The 19,148-nt window shown below is 47.8% G+C and carries 15 protein-coding genes; 6 read left to right on the top strand and 9 right to left on the bottom strand.

From position 1 onward, the window contains the following. Window positions 1-9: 9 nt before the first annotated feature. Both ACETK5_RS28635 and ACETK5_RS28630 read right to left on the bottom strand, forming a co-directional pair. A complete protein-coding gene (locus ACETK5_RS28635; protein WP_100541156.1) occupies window positions 10-834 on the bottom strand; it encodes a MerR family DNA-binding transcriptional regulator in 825 nt (274 codons plus the stop codon). After that, window positions 831-2,243 (bottom strand): MFS transporter, encoded by a 1,413-nt coding sequence (locus ACETK5_RS28630; RefSeq protein WP_243390990.1) that lies wholly within the window; start codon window positions 2,241-2,243, stop codon window positions 831-833. The genes ACETK5_RS28635 and ACETK5_RS28630 overlap by 4 nt, the downstream gene beginning before the upstream one ends. 332 nt (window positions 2,244-2,575) lie before the next feature. Between ACETK5_RS28630 and ACETK5_RS28625 the strand changes: the two genes are divergently transcribed. The 5 genes from ACETK5_RS28625 to ACETK5_RS28605 all read left to right on the top strand — a co-directional run bounded on the left by ACETK5_RS28625 (window position 2,576) and on the right by ACETK5_RS28605 (window position 10,320). Next, entirely contained in the window at window positions 2,576-3,508 is a 933-nt protein-coding gene (locus ACETK5_RS28625) for an ABC transporter permease (RefSeq protein ID WP_100541157.1), read from the top strand. 11 nt (window positions 3,509-3,519) lie between these two features. Beyond that, window positions 3,520-4,428 (top strand): carbohydrate ABC transporter permease, encoded by a 909-nt coding sequence (locus tag ACETK5_RS28620; RefSeq protein WP_100541158.1) that lies wholly within the window; start codon window positions 3,520-3,522, stop codon window positions 4,426-4,428. Between the two features lie 164 nt (window positions 4,429-4,592). Then, window positions 4,593-6,239, top strand: a complete 1,647-nt coding sequence (locus ACETK5_RS28615) for an extracellular solute-binding protein (RefSeq protein WP_100541159.1) — start codon at window positions 4,593-4,595, stop codon at window positions 6,237-6,239. Between the two features lie 106 nt (window positions 6,240-6,345). Further along, window positions 6,346-8,583, top strand: a complete 2,238-nt coding sequence (locus ACETK5_RS28610) for a helix-turn-helix transcriptional regulator (RefSeq protein ID WP_100541160.1) — start codon at window positions 6,346-6,348, stop codon at window positions 8,581-8,583. Window positions 8,584-8,610: 27 nt separating this feature from the next. Then, window positions 8,611-10,320, top strand: a complete 1,710-nt coding sequence (locus tag ACETK5_RS28605) for a DUF4855 domain-containing protein (RefSeq protein WP_100541161.1) — start codon at window positions 8,611-8,613, stop codon at window positions 10,318-10,320. A 160-nt stretch (window positions 10,321-10,480) separates the two neighbouring features. On the opposite strand, the gene ACETK5_RS28600 is transcribed toward ACETK5_RS28605, so the two are convergent. The 6 genes from ACETK5_RS28600 to ACETK5_RS28575 form a co-directional block, all read right to left on the bottom strand. Then, window positions 10,481-11,632: an ABC transporter permease gene (locus ACETK5_RS28600; RefSeq protein ID WP_100541162.1), complete on the bottom strand. Its 1,152-nt coding sequence runs from the start codon at window positions 11,630-11,632 to the stop codon at window positions 10,481-10,483. Then, the gene (locus ACETK5_RS28595; RefSeq protein WP_100541163.1) at window positions 11,632-12,750 is read right to left on the bottom strand and encodes an ABC transporter permease; all 1,119 of its coding nucleotides are present in this window, start codon (window positions 12,748-12,750) and stop codon (window positions 11,632-11,634) included. Before ACETK5_RS28595 ends, ACETK5_RS28600 begins: the two co-directional genes overlap by 1 nt. Window positions 12,751-12,779: 29 nt before the next feature. Continuing rightward, the gene (locus ACETK5_RS28590) at window positions 12,780-13,715 is read right to left on the bottom strand and encodes an ABC transporter ATP-binding protein (protein ID WP_394059299.1); all 936 of its coding nucleotides are present in this window, start codon (window positions 13,713-13,715) and stop codon (window positions 12,780-12,782) included. Window positions 13,716-13,927: 212 nt separating this feature from the next. Then, window positions 13,928-15,052, bottom strand: coding sequence for a sensor histidine kinase (locus ACETK5_RS28585; protein ID WP_394059297.1), 1,125 nt, complete (start codon window positions 15,050-15,052; stop codon window positions 13,928-13,930). Then, a complete protein-coding gene (locus ACETK5_RS28580; protein ID WP_394059295.1) occupies window positions 15,049-15,693 on the bottom strand; it encodes a response regulator in 645 nt (214 codons plus the stop codon). Before ACETK5_RS28580 ends, ACETK5_RS28585 begins: the two co-directional genes overlap by 4 nt. A 205-nt stretch (window positions 15,694-15,898) precedes the next feature. Continuing rightward, window positions 15,899-17,077 carry a YhgE/Pip domain-containing protein gene (locus tag ACETK5_RS28575; RefSeq protein ID WP_394059293.1) on the bottom strand — a complete coding sequence of 393 codons (1,179 nt, stop codon included), beginning with the start codon at window positions 17,075-17,077 and terminating at the stop codon, window positions 15,899-15,901. Between the two features lie 171 nt (window positions 17,078-17,248). Here ACETK5_RS28575 and ACETK5_RS28570 point away from each other — a divergent pair, with 171 nt between their 5' ends. Then, window positions 17,249-17,860: a TetR/AcrR family transcriptional regulator gene (locus ACETK5_RS28570; protein WP_394059291.1), complete on the top strand. Its 612-nt coding sequence runs from the start codon at window positions 17,249-17,251 to the stop codon at window positions 17,858-17,860. A 76-nt stretch (window positions 17,861-17,936) separates the two neighbouring features. Here ACETK5_RS28570 and ACETK5_RS28565 read toward each other — a convergent pair whose 3' ends face one another. Beyond that, complete coding sequence (locus tag ACETK5_RS28565; RefSeq protein WP_127592644.1) at window positions 17,937-18,986, bottom strand: NAD(P)/FAD-dependent oxidoreductase; 1,050 nt, start codon at window positions 18,984-18,986, stop codon at window positions 17,937-17,939. Between the last annotated feature and the right edge of the window lie 162 nt (window positions 18,987-19,148).

The raw sequence follows: 19,148 nt of genomic DNA, 5'->3' as shown, positions 1-19,148 counted from the left end.
TGCTTCCCCCTACCGTTCTTCTACCGGAATGTAAATTTCAATGTAATGATTGTCGTACTGGTTATAAAGATTGACTTCAAGAGAATGGCCTGCGATCTGTAGTCCGCGATTGCGAATGAAAGCTTTCATCTGATCGTAGTGATCATCCATCTTGGCATAGTCGTCCCTGCCGATAATCACGCATTTTCTGGCACAGTAGCGAGGCTCTAGTCTCTGAAAGACGGAAGAGTCATCCTCCATCGGGAAGGTGGACAGAATGCCATTGTACAGGTAATTGTGATAACGGCCTGCGTTAAGGTTATCTTGCGACACGATCGATATGGTATGGCAGAATGCAAGCCATTCCCTGGCATTGATTCTGCGAACCTGTTCCTGTACTTTTCCCCCGAGTCCTTGATCGGCGCTCTCCATGATAGAATCGGTAAGAAGCACCCAGCACGGGTGGCTTAGTACAAGCTCAATGACCTCCGTGTTATCGAACCGTTGCAGCTGAACATCCAACACGTCCAGCTTGTGATACAAATGCTTCAAATAAGTCCGTTGGCGATCGATGTCTTGCCGCTTGTCGGAGAGCAGTCTGCGCATAGCGTTTAGGCTGTTGTCCCGAAGCAGCGCTTGGATTCGCTCGATCGACACATCCATGGCCCGCAGCATTCGAATCGTGATGAGTGAATCGAACTGTTCAAGATCATAATAGCGGTACTTGTTCGCGTCCCGATTGCGGGAATGAAGGAGTCCGATCTTATCGTAATAACGCAAGGTATCGATCGGGATATCCAAAATTTTGGACACTTCGCCAATCGTAAAATTCAAATTTAACGCCGATTGCTTCACATCTTCACCCCCCCTCTTCTGGCATTATTGCTGAACGCGGAGATGTCATCCTCTTTTTTCTTATCAAAAGGGTACAATGCCAGCGGAATTAATCCGAGGAGAAAAGCGGCCAGCGGAATCAACCCGGTTGCTACCCGAATGCCTAGCATGGCGGACTCGGACTGTTCCGCCGCAAGACCGTCATATCCGTATGCCCCGATGACATTAATGAAGATAACCGTTTGCAGGCTGGAGAAGGCAACCGTGAATAACGAGAACAATCCGTTGAACAGCCCGGTTTTCCGCACGCCGGTCGTGCGTTCATTTTCGTCGATGAGCAGCGCCCCTACAGGAGATATTGCCGTTCGAAGATAGTTCACAGCAAAAACGATTAGGACGTAGGATGCCGCCGCGCTCCATATGCCGTCAGCAAGAAAAATCCCGCCGTATCCGAGCACCACGAAGATGGTCCCCAGGTATACACTCTTCTTCGTTCCATTTTCCTTGACGATGGATCCCATGACCGGCAAGAACAGGAGCGCGATCACATGCGTACTCACATCGATGACGGTAGCTTCGATACCCGTTGATTGCACTACGCTGTCCATGTAGTAGAGAAACGGCGTAAAGTAGAAAAACACGGGGCCGGTGACGATGGTAAATGTAATAAAGGTGAGGAAAGGCCTGGATTTGATGATCTGCCAGGCTTCTTTGTAAACCTCTTTTGTATCGATATGCTGCTTATCCAGTGATTCGTACATTTGGGCATCTTCTCTCAGTCCCCTCAGGGCCCAGGTAAAGAATATCGCTTCTGCCACAATTACGGCAGAGAAGATCGGGATGATAACCTCCTGCTTTCCGTCCCCAACGAGCAGCAGCGTCGGAATCAAGGTGATCAGAAATGACATCGCCTGGGATACGTAGTTCTGGATCACACCAACATCGATGCGCTCCTCCTTGGTTGGCGCTGCGATCAGCACAAACGATTGATAGGCTATGCTGTAAGCGGTTGCAGCCGTGTCGTAAATAAATAGCAACCCGGTATACAGCAGAAAGATCAACCACTGATCCCAAGCCGGATTCGACAGCATCATGAGGAAGGAGGCAACGATCATGAACGGCACCGTCACTCTCATGATATAGACGTATTTCCCACGGTGCGCGCGATGCCTCATTCGGTCAATCCATACGCCCAGCACCGGGTCGTTAATCGCGTTCCAGATGTTATAGATAATGTACACCCATGCGACATACTTCGGACTAAGACCGATGATATCCGTGTAATACTTCAAGAACACATTGTGGATGAGCACTCCTCCGACTGACAGGATCGGACCAGGAAGAGCCAGACGCCATTTCTCCCCTAGAGTCAGTCCGGCAGCAGTGAAGCGAAAGGCTTGCCGCAAGGCACTTCGCGCTTTACCTAACATTTACCATCCCCCGATCGTTCAACGATTCAACCAGATCCTGGATCCTGAACTCATTGTAAACCATGGAGTAACTCCAGATGAAATAGCTTTGTTCATTTTTTTCTAATCGTTTTTTCCCCGAAAGAGCGGATTTGATTGTGTCATATTTCTGGTCTATTTGGATCACCAGAGACTTCTGGAATTCACTTGAATAGCGATGCTTGGGGCCTGCGAAAATATTGCGAACCCGAGAAAAATTATGTTTCTTGCTATCCAAATCGGGACGCGACTATCATTGGAGATGCGGAAGCGGGCCCGAAATAACCGAAATCGCCAAATGGAAGGGGAAGATCATGAAAACAATCGATCCACCCAGAAAACGCCGATCATTTCACATCCGTGATAATGTTCAGCTTTACCTGATAATGCTTCCCGTTCTGCTTCAAATTTTTATTTTCAGCTATATACCCATGTATGGCCTTGTTATTGCGTTTCAGGATTATTTCCCAGGAAAACCGTTCTTCTCATTTACGGAAACGAACTGGGTTGGATTTAAGCATTTCATCAATTTTTTCAATGGGCCTTATTTTGGAAGGTTGATGCGGAACACGTTTTTACTTAGTTTCTTTATTCTGGTGTTTGGCTTTTGGGTGCCTATTTTATTCTCATTATTGGTAAACGAACTGAGAAATGGCTTCTTTAAAAAGTTTGTGCAAACAGCTAGTTACTTACCGCATTTTATTTCGAACGTCGTTGTAGCGGGTATGGTGTTGTCCTTTATCAATGTTGATGGCATCGTTAACGTTATTATCAAAATGTTTGGTGGCACAGCAATTGCGTTAAACACGGAACCGGCTTATTTCCCGGCCATTTATACCATCTCGAGCATATGGAAGTCATTCGGCTGGAGCAGTATTTTGTATCTGGCGGCCATGTCTTCCGTTGATCCTCATTTATATGAAGCAGCCAAAATGGACGGGGCCAACCGCTTTAAACAAATGCTGCATATTTCGCTGCCATCCATTCGTCCGACCATCTTTATTCTGCTTATTTTCGCGGTTGGCGGTCTGTTTTCGGCAAATACCGAGTTTATTCTGTTGATTTACAATCCAATTGTGTATGAAACAGCGGATGTTATTGGCACCTATTTGTACCGCGATGGCCTGCTTGGCGGCAATTTCAGCATGGGAACAGCAGTCGGGCTATTCATATCGATTCTTAACTTCACGCTGCTGTATATCGCAAACTCGCTAAGTCGAAAATTTGCAGATTTCGGCTTGTGGTAAGGGGGAGTATCATGGCCTTGGTCCGTAGAAAACCGAACAAGATCAAGGAAGGCTCTGTCGTGGTCGACATCATCCTTCTAGTGATTGCATTAATTCTCTGTATAATCACACTATATCCGTTTTATTTTGTCATTATCATGTCCATCAGTTCGCCTTCAGAAGTAGCGGCAATGAATGTCTTTTGGTTCCCTAAAGGCTTCAACCTCAGCTCTTATGAAGTGATTGTGAAAGATCTGAAAATGTGGTGGGCATATTCCAATACGTTGATTTACGTTGGAGTCGGTACCATATTGAACTGCTTGATGGCTGTGTTGGGGGCCTACCCGTTAACGGTGCGAAATCTAAAGGGGAGAAAATGGGTGGTCGCGTTTCTACTGATCCCTATGTATTTCGGAGGTGGCTTGATTCCTTCCTTCCTGCTGGTGAATAAACTAGGGTTGTACAATACGATGTTGGCGATCATTATACCTGGGATGGTCAGCATATGGAATATCATTTTGGTAAGAACGTTTTTCACCACCATTCCGGATGGACTAAAGGAATCCGCTTTTATCGATGGCGCTTCCCATCTGCAGCTGCTGTTTAGGATCATCATACCGATTTCCAAACCTATTCTTGCGGTTATCGCTATTTATTCGATTGTCGGCATTTGGAACAGCTGGTTCGATGCGCTCGTATATTTGCCGAATGAGAAGCTTCATCCGCTGCAAATGTATTTATACCGAGTCATCGTGCAGCAGTCCGTGGATCTGAAGATGCTCTCGATGGAGGATACCAAAAATGCGGTAGCGAACATGCTGTCCAACATTCAACTAAAATATACAATCATCGTCTTTACAACGTTACCGGTCATTTTTACGTATCCATTCTTCCAAAAGTATTTCATCAAAGGAGCGCTTCTCGGTTCTTTGAAGGAATAGATCTGAGGATAAAGCTAGCTTACATTTTTGTGAAAGCGATTACTTAATGAGATTATTCAAAAGTGCTGAAAACCACCCTTTCTGAACACGCACTTGTCTAACGAAGGAAACTGTATCAAAAGTATCTGGTAGCGTTATTACATTTTAAGGGGGAAGCTTAGAATATGAAACGTTGGAAAAGATCATTGATGTCCATCATGGTGGCAGTTCTTGTCATCGGGACCTTCACTGCATGCGGAAGCTCAGGCTCCAGTAATGGAAACGGTAATAAGGAGGAAGCTGGTGGCTCTGCTTCCGGGACAACAGCAAGCAAACTTAAATTGCTGGGTCCAACCGGTAGCAACAAATACATCAAATTCGAAGACAGAGATAAATACCCTGTATGGAAAGAAATGGAGAAGATGATCCAGGATGCCAATTTGGATCTGGAATATGAACTGGTTCCAAATGAGCAATACAATGTGGTCATCCAGACGAGAATGGCGTCAGGTTCATCTCTACCTGGTATAGTCAACATTTCGGCTTTGGATAACACGACCGTGCTGAATTTGGCAAAGCAGGGGGTTCTGCTTGATCTGAAGCCACTGATTGAGAAGTATAGCAACGGCAACATTAAAAAAATGTATGATGAAGAATTCCCTTATGCTAAGAAAACGACAACATCCCCTGACGGTAAGATGTACTGGTTCAGTAATCTGCATAAAAAAACATATCAGGACAAAGATCCGGCTCCGGTAGCCCGGACCGTGTTGATCCGCAAAGATTGGCTTGATAAGCTGAGTCTTCCGGTACCGACAAATGCTCAGGAATATTTAGAAACGTTAAAAGCGTTCAGAGATCAGGATGCGAACGGCAACGGTAATAAAGACGAAGTTCTGGTTTACGATACAGGTAAATTTGAGGACGCTATAGCTCAATGGTTCGGACTTGGTACAGACATCACAGCGGTGGATGTAGAAAATAAAAAAGTCGTTTCCCCATGGTACCAGGAAGGGATCAAGGATTACTTTCAATATATGCAGCAGCTTGTAAAAGAGGGGATCCTCGATACGAGCCTAGTTGGTGCGACCATAGAGCAAAGACAACAGAAAATGACGGAAAACAAAGTCGGTTCTGTAACCGACTACAATTTGGAAACATTTTTAGAGCCGACCATCAATGGCGGAGGAGAGTTTCTCCCATTGATGCCACTCAGTGCAGTTGACAATATTACTCCAGCCGTACAGGTCGAACCGCCATTCCTGGTATGGCAGAAATATGCAATTACGAAAGACTGCAAAGACGTGGAAGCAGCCATCAGATTTTTCGATATGATTTATTCGGACAAATATGCTGATCTTCTTTATTGGGGAATCGAAGGGCAAACTTATAAAAAGGATAGCAATGGGGCGAAAGTATTTATCAACAGTACATCGGATGCAGAAAAGGCCGAAACAGGCCAAACTGCCGGACGTCTGTTATTTGGGGATACGGTGTTCCCTCGCGTTCAATTTGCTAACCTGGAATTCGAGTTGTCCGATGTGTCTAAAGAAAAAGCCGACCATGAGATGAATATACTGAAATACAAACCATATTTCGTCAATATGAACGGTAACTATCTGGCAATTCCGGATGAAAAGCAGCTTGAAGCGAAAACAAAAATCTTAACGAACCTCAGGACTTATTCGGAAGAGCTTGCAACCAAGCTTATTCTAGGTCAAAAATCGCTCGACAATTGGGATGAATATATCTCCGAAATGAAAAAGCTAGGACTTGATGATTTAATTGCAATTGATCAGCAACTGCTTGACAGATATAACAGCATCCAGTAACGCATGCATTTGGGAAAATGGACGTTCTCTCCGACAGCAAGGGGAGTTCGCCATTTTCCCCTTCTGCTTCATGATGGAGTGGAATTCAACCTGAGGAGGGGTGCCTTTGAGACATGGAAACTTTGGAAGTGGCACGCTTAGAAAGACCTTTTTGTCTTACACCGCAATCTTGCTGATTCCAATCATCGTGTTCAGCACCTTGAATGTACAGCGGAACATCAAGGAGGAACGGCAGCAGTTACATGACAAGCACACCTCGGATGCCAACCGGATTGCAGCGGTCGTCGATAACAAAGTAAACGAGCTTAAAAATATGGGCAATCTGTTGAGCAGTGAATCATGGGTTAAGAAGATGATGCAAAATACGAATGTGTATGATAATGAGTTTGATTTGATAAGAATGCTAGAAATCCGCAAGAATTTCGAAAATTCAGTCAGCTCTTTGAACATTCTGTCTTTCGGGATGATTATGTTTCCGGAGAAAAAGCAGATTTTTTCTTCATGGGGGGCCTTTGCGGAAGATGACTTTTTCTCTAGCATCGCAGTATTTGATAACGACATACGGCGAATGATCCAAAATACGACTCTTGAGCAACAATATTTCAAGATTATGCCGCCGACAGCGGTGAAGTTGTGGGGAAACAACAAACGTGTGATCCCGATCTTTCAAAGCTTGGAGGTTGTAAATCATCCGCGGGGAGTGCTTGTTCTTTTTATTGATAGCGCTTACTTCACGGATTATATGCACCGTTTCGGAGGGATTGAATTCAAAGAAATTCTAATTACAACCCATGGAGAACCGATTTACAGCCAGACCCGGGGTGTAGCCGTGGAGGGAGGTGAGGACCGTCAAAGTTATGAGTTTGTAGTGCCTTCGAAAGAAAGCGATCTGGAATATAAAATATCCTATATTAATACTAGTGTGATCGGTATTAATAATCTCTTCAGTTCGCTGCTGGCCATTTTAATTTCTGTCGCTATTGGTACCTTAATGGCCTTTTTGTTGGCCAAAATCAGTTATCGTCCGCTGGGGGCTTTGTTGAGTAAGCTTTCTGCATCGATCCGTTATGATGACGTCAAAGACAGCACGACCTTCTATTCCGAATACAATTACATCGAAAAGTCGTTTGACCGGCTGCTCCATGAAAATGAAAAGCTTCAGCGATCGATGCAGGATTATGAAAAGGCCGCTAAATCCAACTTGTTCCATCGCCTGCTCAAAGGTTATTTTACAGATGATCAGCAGATCAATGGATTAGAAAAATTCGGCATCGGTTATAACGATGAAATGTATTATTGCACATTGCTGATCAGCTTCCACGCCATTCGCGATATCTCTAATTACGATAGCTTACGCAAAATCGAAATGATGACGATTGTGATTGTCGAAAAAGTTATGAACCGGTACGGGTTCGATTATGAACTATTTGAAGTGACCAATGCGGATAAAGCGCTGATTTTATCCTCCGAGAGCAACTTCGGGCAGGAAGGCATAATGGAGAAAGTGGCCGTCAGCATTACGGCGGAGCTCGAACAGACCTGCGGATTTCATCCTTATGTATTGTCAGGAACCGTTGAGAAAGGGCTTGTCGGTATCAGTAAATCGTATTATGCGGCCAATGAAAACCTGCAGTATATTTTGTTTTCGCGAGATCGTCTTCCCGTATCACAGGAGGAAGCTGTCCAATCCATTGTCGACTATTATTATCCGACAGATTGGGAGGTGCAGTTAATTAATAATCTGAAGATCGGGAACTTGGATACATCGATGCAAATCCTGCACGAAATCAGTACTGAAAACGGAAAACGCAATTTGTCCAAAGCAAGTATGAACAATCTGGTTTCATTGTTAATGGAAACAATGCTGAGAGTATTATATGAGCTTAACCTCGATATAGGCATTTACTCCAAACAGTTTGCTAATAGAGTTAAAGGAGAAGATATCGGGGAGATGTGGAGCTATGTATATGAATTGGGAACATTGATTTGCGAGCGGAACCGGTATTCCAACACATCATTGACAATGGAAGCAGGCAGCCAATTACTGCAGTATGTCAACGAAAATTACACCAGCGCCGACATTTCATTAAAGCAGCTCGCTGAAATATTCCAAATGTCGGTATCCAAGGTATCCAAAATCTTTAAAGAAGTTTCCGGAATCAATTTTTATGATTATTTATGCCGGCTTCGTATGGAAATGGCTAAGGAGTTGTTGAGAGAAAGAAAATGCGGCATCGATGACATCGCCCGCCGTGTAGGCTATGAAAATGTATATTCCTTCAAACGCGCATTTGCCCGTTATGAAGGCATCAAGCCGGATGAATATATGGATTCGGCGATGTGATCATATCCAATCTGAGGAGGAATCATAATGAAATTTAGGCGAATCGGAAGCTATCTTCTATCTGCATTGCTGTTGACGGGCATTCTGCCGCCCGTCGCTCAAGCTGATTCATCGCATCCGCAGTTAACATCGACCGGCAATAATGGAGATGGAGGTTACGAAATGAATGTAGCGCTAGGCAAGCCTTATACTGTCTCGGAGCCGGCGAATGATCCGTACCCCGATACGGGCGGCGAATTGACCGACGGCGTACTGGCAAGCGACGACCCTGCCGACGAGGCATGGACCGGATTCTACAAGGGTTCCAGCCGAGTCATCACGATTGACCTTGGCAGCGATCAATCGGTCTCGTCCATTCGCGCGAACTTCTTGCAGATCCCATCCGCAAAGATCCAATATCCGAACGCGGTGTCGATCTATACCTCGAAAAACGGGAAAGACTGGACGGCGCTGAAGCATGCCGGACCACCTGTGGCATTCTGGATCGGTGTTAACCCTCCCCAATACACCTTCGAATGGGACGCTGTGAAAGACGGCGTTCCGGGGGGAGGAGATAAGTCGTCGTCAGCGGTCTTCTCCCGTTATGTTAAAGTCCGGTTTACGACCAAGGATTGGGTGCTTCTTGACGAAATTCAGGTCATGGGCCAGGATGGACATATCAAAGGGGCAACGGTTCCCAATGAGAAGGAACTATATCTGCAGCCTGGCGCCCAGACCGGCGGTATCTCCAATTTGGCTCTTTTGTATAATGGACATTACAATAAGGGATTAGGGGACTGGACAACGGAGAAATTGATTCCTTATCTCGCGCATGTAGATCAGAACGGAACGCCGAGTGATTGGTTATTCGATGGCATTCTCTATTTGGGTCTCGGTTCGCCTGCTGGCCGTTCATTCGCCATGTCCTTTAACGGGTCCAATTGGGACGATTGGAAATGGTATCTGGATAAGACATTCGCCACCGACGGAGATCTGGATGCCTTGAACGTTGCAGTGGGAGAAGTAATGAAGGAGCTCGGCAAGCCCGGCGGTAAATCCACCGACAAATACCCGGTGGTTCTTATGGTTCCCTACCCGGCTGAACCACAGACTAATTTTGGAGACGTAGATGGTGACGGTATTACGGAGAACTTTAACGCCGCTCAAGTAGGTGCCGATGCTTCGCTCGCAAGCAAGAAGAAAGCGGTCGACTGGTATATCGATCAGTTGATCCAGCGCTGGGACGCGAAGGGTTACAATAATCTTAACCTTGCCGGATTATATTGGCTAAACGAAGAAGTAGCGCCGGACGGTACGAATGATGCAAAGTTGATAAAACACGCGTCTAACATCGTTCATGACAACGACTTGTTATTCTACTGGATTCCACATCTGCGTGGCTATCAATTCTTCACCTGGAAAGAATTAGGTTTTGATGCCGTGGCCTATCAGCCAAACTATTTCTTCCAAGCGGATAGTCCGCTGGATCGTGTACGGGATGCGGCTGATTGGGCTAAATCACTCGGGATGGGGATGGAGATGGAGTTCGATGAGCGTATCCTGACAGATGCCAACTTCCGGCAGAAATATTATGACTATCTTAACGGTGCTATCCAACTCGGTTATGCAAAGGATACTTTTAGAGCCTACTATCAAGGGAATGACACATTGCTCCAAGCGGCACGATCTGATGAACCGGCAGTTCGCGCCACCTATGATGACATGTATAGGCTCATAAAGGGCAAGTACAGGCCATAAATAGCCCGGGCCATTCATACCATTTTGAGTTATACACAGGCCATCCCGATTGGGACGGCCTTGCTTTATTTAATTTAATACTTCAAGAACACATCAAGCCCCTGATCGCTTATAGTCGGCCATCCTATGTGCAGTACAAGGAGACCCCACCATTAAATTTTTAAATATAGCTCTGTGTATCTCTATTTCTTGCGAACTTGTAGGTAGCAACCAGCGATAAGGCCAAGGCAAAAGCCAGCAGAATCGCCACATTTAGCATAATATCGCTTAGCCCGCTTCCTTGCTGAAGCTTGCCGAACGTATCGAGCAGCCAGTACTGCGGCAGGAAGTCGGCGATTCGCTGAATCGCTTCCGGCATCACGGAGATCGGGAATAAACACCCTGCCAGCAGCGAAGTTGGCATAATCACCATCGTCTGGATTCCGTTCGCCATCATGGTGCTGTCCGAGAATGCAACAATGACCTGCGATAAACTGACCGCGACCAGAGCGAACAGCGACAGAATCAGAAACATCTGCCATAACGGGATGCCTGGCTCGATATGAAAGAACCGGGTCAAAACAAACAAGGTGGCCGCAATCTGAATCATCATCAGAACGAGGTTCACGATGGCATTAGAGAAGACGTAGCTGCGGGCCGTAATTGGTGACGATAATAGCCTATAGTACGTACGATTCTCGCGATCCCGGATCGTCAATGCCGATAGATTCACGGCGGAGAATAACATGAACACAACCAAGTAACCGATCGTCCGGTTGGTGACATCATGATTGGCCGATTGATCCGCAACCGTAGCCGTAGACAAATGAAACGTTGAATTCTGGTAACCGCTGTATAGGTCGTTAAACGCGGCGGCATCGCCACCCGCTATCCTCCCCATGGATGAAATATTCTGGACGTATGCGTTCAGATATGACTTTACATACCCCGTAACCTGAGCTCCCTTAATCGATTCGATCCGAACCGGCTCGGGTGTCCCTAGCATTACGCCTCGCGCAAACCCCTCCGGGAAGACCAGCACCGCGTCGAGCTCACCCGACAGAATCAAGTCATCCGCTTCCGATTCCCTAATGATCGAAGTCTCGGTATGTTCTAATTGAGCCATAAAATCGATCGTATCTTGCGTGACCTTCTGTTCAACATCGTGATTCACGATGCCAATGGTGACGGAAATCACTCCGGAACCCTTGTAGATTAAAGTGGATAGCAGAATGCCGACAATAGGAAGCGCGATCACAAGCAGCAGATTTTTATAATCCTTCGACGAGGTCAATATCGTTTTACGAATGAGCCAGAGCATATCCTTCATCATTACAGCCCCTCCCTTCTTCGCATTGAAATCATGGCTACAGCTAATAGCAGGATGGAAAAACCGACGTTTAGCATCATCGCATTCATGGCTGCCGACCCGTTACCGGAATAGATCAACTGCAGCAGAGCTTCATTGGACCAATGCAGGGGAGAATACGTTGCGGCCTCCCTCATGAATCCCGTTGTGCTCGCAACCGGCGTATACCCTCCGCCAAAGAACGCAGCCAGTTGAATAATGACCATGATGACAGCCCCGGCGGCATTTCCCTTCAGCACGTAACTGATCCCGAGCCCGAGACTGAGCGCAAACAGAATCTCGCTCAACAATACTAGGAACACCATGACCGGATGATCCCCCCAGTAAGCATTGAACATATATTTGCTGATCAGCACAACGATAATGACAAATACGGCATTGATTGCGAGCGTGCCCAATATTTTTCCGACAAAAATCTCGGCTTTCGTTACCGGTGAGGCCAATAGGCGCTGCGCGGTATTTCGCTTTCGCTCACTATCGATTAATCCGCCTGCCGTCAAGGCGCTATACAGAATGATCATCGTAGTCACCGCAATCGCAAAATAATCAAGTGAACCCGGCTGCCTCGCTCCCTGAATGGAAGACTCAACCACATAGCTCTCTCCATCATTAACAAGCAGCTTGTTCTTATATTCCGGATCCATCTTCGCGGCTTCGGCTGACAGCCGGTACCGGTCGGCAAATGCGGACAGCATCGCCTGCACAATCCCGTTCTCCATACTGTTGCGGCTGTTTCCATCATACCGGATCCCTTGGCCGTCCATTTCCACGTAACCGGTGTACCGGTTGTTTCTCACTTCCTGCCCTCCGTCCATGCCTTCCCTGACTTGCTCAAAGACGATGCCCGATGAGCGCTCCGCTTCCTGCATGAATGCCTGCCATTGTTCCGTAAGCGCGGGTTCCGTTCCGCTGTTATGGTATAACACCCGGATGTCTCCAATCGCCGTACTCCCGTTAAAAGCATTCGAAAGCGCCGTCCCCAGGATCAGAATGAGCAGCACCGGGGTTGCCAGCATGAATACCAGCATCCGCGGCTCCCGGACGATCTTCATCTCCTTCAGCGCGATTCTTAGTACGTTCATGTCCTTCCACCTCCCCCTTCCCTGGTCTGTTAATCCCGGAGGCTCCTGCCGGTCAGCGTCAGGAACACCGTTTCCAAATTCGGCTCGGAGGCTTGAACGGAACGAATTTCAATGCCTTGCGCCGTGAATTGTTGAATGATTTTATTCAGGTTATTAACCTCTGCATCGGAGCTGATGTGCACGATATTTTCCTTCACTTCTACCGTTTTGACGCCTGCAATCTCCTCCAACTTACTCACTTCGAGATGGGCGGCCGATTGCACTTCAATTCCGATATCCTTTTGGTCCGTGATGATAGCCTTCAGCTGTGCCTTCGTGCCCTCCGCTATGATCTTGCCGTGATCGATAATGGCAATCCGGGTGCAGAGCTCCTCCACCTCTTCCATATAATGGCTCGTGTACAGGATCGTGCTGCCCATCTCGTTCAGCTTCCTGACCGAGTTCAGAATATAGTTCCTCGATTGGGGATCGATGCCGACGGTCGGCTCATCCATGATGATCAGCTTCGGTCTGTGGGCAATCGCGCAGGCGATGTTCAGTCGTCTCTTCATGCCTCCGGAGAAGCTCTTCGGGTACATCTTGTGTTTGTCGCTAAGTCCGACGAAGGCAAGCGCCTCTTCTGCCCTGCTCCTAAGCTCCGAGCCTCTCAATCCATACAATCCGGCAAAAAAATGAACATTCTCATAGGCGGTCAGATCCTCATATATCGCGACCTCTTGCGGAACCATGCCGATCTGCTGCTTCGCGAACTTTCGATGCTTTATCAGATTCTTGCCCAAAATATGAACCTCTCCTTTGGTCACGGGCATGAGCGACGATATGATGTTGATGGTTGTGCTCTTGCCTGCTCCGTTCGCGCCGAGGAAGCCGAAGATCTCGCCTTCCCGTATATTCAACGACAACTGGTCTACCGCTATGAAATCCCCAAACTTCTTCGTGAGCCCTTTGATCTCCAGCACGTTCATACGTTTTTCGCCTCCATATTCATCCACGCATCAACCGGTGGACTTGATCTGTATGTATCGTACGAAAAAAGGATGCCCTTGCGATAGTGCACAAGTTCATCCTTATCCATGAGAATCTTCATGTTGTTGAGGACCCAAATCCTCACCCTTTTGAGGAGAGGAAATTCCCTCGGCCCAATCTCCATAGTCCGCCAAATCAAGCCTACCGGGTGTTAGCTGTAAGGAATCAAAGTGGTCACCGAGAAGCCGCTAGAGCCATCTACGATCACGGTTCCATTCACGACCGCGGCGCGCTCCTCCATGCCTACGATCCCAAGACCCTTGATGACCTTCTGCATGCCCTTGCCATTGTCGCTGACCTTGGCCTTGATCATGGTACCCAGAACCTCAATATGTAACGAGACTGCCGTTGCATGAGCATATTTCATCGTGTTGGTTAACGCTTCCTGGGTGTTATCCTGAATGATTTTCCACTGCAGCGGCGTGATTCGATCGACATTACCCTCATGCGTCAATACGGTCTTGATCGAATGCTGAGCGGAGAACTCCTCCAGAAATAAACGCATCCGGTTGATACCGAGCTGTTCCGTAGGCGGCTTCACATTCTTCAGGACCAGCCTGATGCTCTCAATGCCTTCTTTGGAGATCGAGATGGCATTCTGCAGCAGCTCGGCGGACTTGTCCGGATTCGCTGCCATCAAGCGCTTGGCCGCTTCCATCTGAATCAATGCACCCGTCATGGAATGCCCGATTTTATCATGAATCTCCTGAGACAGCCGGTTTCGCTCTTCCAGCTTGAACATGTATTCAAACTGCCGGATGTACTCATTATTTTCGCTCAGCCGCTCGGTCAGCCGATCCAGTTCAAGATGCATGTGCTCATTCTGCTCCTGATAGGTTGCGACTCGGCTTACAAAAGTTCTTAGCATCGTGAGATAGATATAGGATAAAACGGATATAAAGACATAGGTAATGACAAGTTCGTGAGGCACCATAAGCGCTGGAACCAACAGGGGGACCAGGATCATCCAGCTCCTGCGAAGGCATAAAGACAGCAGCTCGTACAAGTTCGCGGGAAGCAGCATAAACAACAGCGGATGGATGTAGAATGAGGAAGCCGCGACAACAAGAACAGCCAGTACCATGAAGAACGGCTGTACATTCCGGCTCTTGAAAATATAGACGGATACATTCACGGACAGGTAGAGCAGAATGACAAGGATATACCACGGCGTTATCGCAAGATCTGAGGCATAAGATTGGCCGATCACATACAGGAATAGAATCGTTTTAAAGCCGATGATCCACGATTCGGCATAATTTCGGCGTTCGCTCACTTATTCACTTCCCCCGTCAGATAAAAAATCGCAATCTGGGTTCGATGCTCAAGACCTGTCTTGCTGAGAATCGAAGTGATGTGATTGGCAATGGTGCCTTCGGAAATAAACAGCTTCTTCGAGATTTCCTTGTTGGCCAGCCCTTTGGCGATAAGCGCCATAATATCCAGTTCCCGTTCGGTGAACAGACTCCGGTCGAACTTGGTACCGCTGTCTTCCTTGTCCGGCTTCAGCCCGGATTTGATTTTATCCAACACGACGTCCTGCAGCACATGATGGCCGTGGTACACGGTTTTGATCGCATCGCGAATCCGTTCCGGATCGTTATTCTTCAGCAGATAACCCTTGGCGCCGTTTAGGATCGCGTCGGTAATGTATTCATCGTCGTCGAAGGTCGTCAAGATCAGCGTTTTGGTCTTGGTACGCTCCGTGAGCTGTTTCGTGGCCTCAACGCCGTTTAGATTCGGCATCCGGACATCCATCAGCGCCACATCCACTTCATGCGCTTCGCAATAGGCCACCGCTTCCTGGCCGTCTTCAACCGTTGCTACCACGTCGAACTCATCAAACGTGGCCAGAATGATTTTCATGCCTTCCCTGATAAAAGAGTTATCGTCCGCTATGATCACTTTAATCTTCAACTTACGCTCACGCTCCCTTATTCAGGATTATACAGGCTGTCATCATGAAGAACGATAGTATTTTATTCACCTGAAGAAAAGGGTGACCGTCACGTTGCTAACCTTTGCCATGTCATGTACCCAGCCGTAGGAACCAACCTGCTTAAGCAAAGTAAAAAAGCAGTGCGGGTGCACACCCCACACTGCCCATTCACTAGCTATTCTATTAAGAAGCGATCATCGACTTTCTTTTATCGGAAGGGCTCCCCTTCTTCAGCACCGAGGCAAGCAGCAGAACAAGGAAACCTCCGGCAATAGACCATAGTACGGCAGCATTCGCGGAAGATGCGGAAACTCCATCAAAATACATCACATCTCTTAGAGTCGAAGCAGCAAAGCGGAGCGGCGTCCACGAGTACAGCCAATCCTGCGTTGCCTGCGGCAGAAACTCCGGTGCCATATTGAGAAGCGGCATCGAGAAGAACATCAGGAGCACCAGAATCCCCATTGCCGGGATTCCCATCCAGTTGAGCAGGGTCGACTGAAGGAGGAAAAAGGCGGAACCCGCCAGCCACAGCATCAACCATACACCGCCCCCGTCCGCGAGCTCCATGCCATACCAGGAGGATGCCATCCACACCAGAAAACCGGAAGCCAGGCCGGCCAGCAGCAAACCTGCAGCGCCCTGCAGCACGATCGAGGTTCCCCTGCTGCTGCCATCGGCCACTGCCTTCTGCAGCGCCTGGAACAAGAATACGCTAATGATCAGACACCCGATCCATAAAATCTGTACCAGCATGCCCGGCGCATTGCCGCTTGCATGGTTAACCCCGACAGGGTGAACAACCTCCTCATGAACCTCAAACGGGGTAAGGAGAGCCTGCGCTGTTGTTACCTGCAGCATATCCGTCTGCACGCTGATCATGGTCAGTGCCTGCTTGGAGAGCTGCGCTCCCGCCATCTTCATCGCTTGCCCGAGCATCTGTTTCACTGCAGCGGATGCCTGCGTGCTCATCCCCTCGTTCACCAGCACTTGAACCACAGCGGGCTTCGGAGCAGGCGACTGCAGCGACAAGATGCCCGCGCTTAAGTTCTCAGGCAGTACGAGGGCTCCATAATACTTCTGGCTGTCGAGCCCTTCCCGTGCCTCCGCTTCCGAATTCACGATCTCCCACTGAATGGGCATCTGCGAGTTTCCCTGCAGCATCCCCTTTATCATGTCGCCAACAGCAAGGGATTCGCCGTTCGGTAACTCCGCCGGTTGATCCAAGACGACCAGTGCAACGGGCAGGGACTTCGGCTTCGCTCCCACGATCGATCCCATCATGGCTACGCCGAAGATCGACAGCACCAGAATGACAACCAATGCGCCGATCCACAGCGTTTTTTGTCTTAAGAAACCCATATCTACCACTCCTCGTTGTTAATGAACAAACCGTTGATTAATGATCACAGCGTTAATTATAATGAAGAGAGAAATATGTTCAATCATCAGCTTTCAGCGGAGTGTTCATTACTCATCAGTGTACGAGCCTTCTGTTGATTAAGTGTTCAAATTGTACTGGAGGGGAATTCCTTGACCAAGAAGGCGGATCGCCGGCAAATCCGGACGAACCAGCTGCTGCGGCAAACCTTGTTTGAGCTCATGGGCGAAAAAAACATAAGCGCGATTACCGTCACCGATATCGCCAATCGCGCAAATATCAACAGGGGTACCTTCTATCTGCATTATCGGGATGTGCCGGATATGCTGGATAAAATCAAAGAAGAGGTGCTTCAGAAAATTGAGAACATCGTGATCCATATCGATCCCAGGGATTCCAGAGACTATGCGGTAAAGGGGGAGCCTTATCCGGCGTCAGAACAAATATTCGAGGAGCTCATCCGGCATGCCGCCTTCTTCCGGGCCATCGTCGGCCCGAATGGGGACATATCCTTCGTTCGCCAATTCAGGGAGTTCATGAAGGAGCATATGTTTGCTAAGCATGCGTTCAGAATGCCAGCAGGCGAGAATCAAATCATTCCGAGCGATTACCTGATTGCTTATATGACCTCGGCCAATATCGGCTTAGTTATCCACTGGATCGAGTCCGGCATGAATAAATCCGCAAGAGAAATGGCGATCATGATGACGCAGCTGCTCAACTACGGCCCGTTGATTACTTCAGGGATTATCCCAAAATCGTAAAGAAACGCAAAAAAGAGAAGCGGGGATCCCCTCGCTTCTTCGTTCTTAATGAGATCTATTCGTTTTACTGCAATCACTAATTGATCAATTGCTTCACTAATTCGCGATTGCGCTCCTTGAACATCTCGTTATGCGAAGAGACCATCGCGTACTTTTTGGCATCCGGTTCAATGAACTGCTTCGCGCTGTTCACCGCGTTCGCGGCATCCTGGAAGGCGCCTGCGATCAGGTGCAGCTTCCCGTCAAAATGCAGGATATCGCCGGCAGCATACAGTCCCGGTATGGAAGAATTGCAGCTTGCGTTGCCCGCGATATAGTAGTCATCCACCCGGTGAATATCAAGCTCGCTGTTCTCCAGCAGCGACATATCCCGTTCATAGCCATGGTTAATAATGACTTCGTCAACCGCCAGATAGGAAATTTCCCCTGTCGCATTATTGGTCAATTCTACCCGCTCAATTACCTCATGATTATCCGAAGCAATGAGCTTCGTAATCGATGTATTAAGTTGGCACGTGGCCGTGCTGTTCATCAGCTGCTCGACTTGGGCTTCATGGCCTGACAATTCGTCCTTGCGGTAGGCCAAGTACACCTTCTTCGCTACAGGCTCCAGCTCATTCGCCCAATCTACGGCTGAATTCCCTCCACCGGACACAATGACAGTTTTGCCTTTAAAATGCTGCAGGGACTTCACCGTATAGTTCAGGTTCGACACCTCAAACCGCTCGGCTCCTTCAATCTCCAGCTTCTGCGGATTCAGGATGCCTCCTCCGACCGCCACGATAACCGTTTTAGACAAATGCACGCCGGAGTTCGCCGTATGTAATTCGAACAGCCCTTCCTCATTGCGGGCGATCGATTCAACCTTCTCGTTCAACAGCACTTCGGGATTAAACGTCAGACCTTGCTGAACCATCTGTTCGATCAGCTTCGCGCCCGGAACGGGCGTCAGTCCGCCGACATCCCATATCATTTTCTCCGGATAGACGTGAACCTTCCCGCCAAGCATGGGTTGATATTCTATAATCTTGGTCTTCATGCCGCGCAGTCCACTATAAAAAGCAGAATATAATCCTGCTGGTCCTCCACCAATAACCGTTACATCAAATATCTCTTTCCCACTCATGCATTTCACTCCCGGTCTATAGATTAAAAGGCTGCTTGTGATCACCTTGTAACGTAAATGATTATCATTATCAATTAGTATACGTTGCCTTCAACCTTTTTACAATCAAACATTTAGAAAAAATTCATATTGTCACAATTTCGCCTATATATAGGTGTGTAA

It is taken from the genome of Paenibacillus ilasis, from assembly GCF_043195395.1.
GTDB lineage: Bacteria > Bacillota > Bacilli > Paenibacillales > Paenibacillaceae > Paenibacillus_AQ > Paenibacillus_AQ lautus.
This window is presented reverse-complemented; position numbering and strand designations above follow the sequence as displayed.

What these genes read in the sequence shown, in the direction of transcription:
- ACETK5_RS28630 (WP_243390990.1), bottom strand. Translation starts at nt 2,243, where the DNA reads ATGTTAGGTAAAGCGCGAAGTGCCTTGCGGCAAGCCTTTCGCTTCACT.
- ACETK5_RS28625 (WP_100541157.1), top strand. Translation starts at nt 2,576, where the DNA reads ATGAAAACAATCGATCCACCCAGAAAACGCCGATCATTTCACATCCGT.
- ACETK5_RS28620 (WP_100541158.1), top strand. Translation starts at nt 3,520, where the DNA reads ATGGCCTTGGTCCGTAGAAAACCGAACAAGATCAAGGAAGGCTCTGTC.
- ACETK5_RS28615 (WP_100541159.1), top strand. Translation starts at nt 4,593, where the DNA reads ATGAAACGTTGGAAAAGATCATTGATGTCCATCATGGTGGCAGTTCTT.
- ACETK5_RS28605 (WP_100541161.1), top strand. Translation starts at nt 8,611, where the DNA reads ATGAAATTTAGGCGAATCGGAAGCTATCTTCTATCTGCATTGCTGTTG.
- ACETK5_RS28600 (WP_100541162.1), bottom strand. Translation starts at nt 11,632, where the DNA reads ATGATGAAGGATATGCTCTGGCTCATTCGTAAAACGATATTGACCTCG.
- ACETK5_RS28595 (WP_100541163.1), bottom strand. Translation starts at nt 12,750, where the DNA reads ATGAACGTACTAAGAATCGCGCTGAAGGAGATGAAGATCGTCCGGGAG.
- ACETK5_RS28590 (WP_394059299.1), bottom strand. Translation starts at nt 13,715, where the DNA reads ATGAACGTGCTGGAGATCAAAGGGCTCACGAAGAAGTTTGGGGATTTC.
- ACETK5_RS28575 (WP_394059293.1), bottom strand. Translation starts at nt 17,077, where the DNA reads ATGGGTTTCTTAAGACAAAAAACGCTGTGGATCGGCGCATTGGTTGTC.
- ACETK5_RS28565 (WP_127592644.1), bottom strand. Translation starts at nt 18,986, where the DNA reads ATGAGTGGGAAAGAGATATTTGATGTAACGGTTATTGGTGGAGGACCA.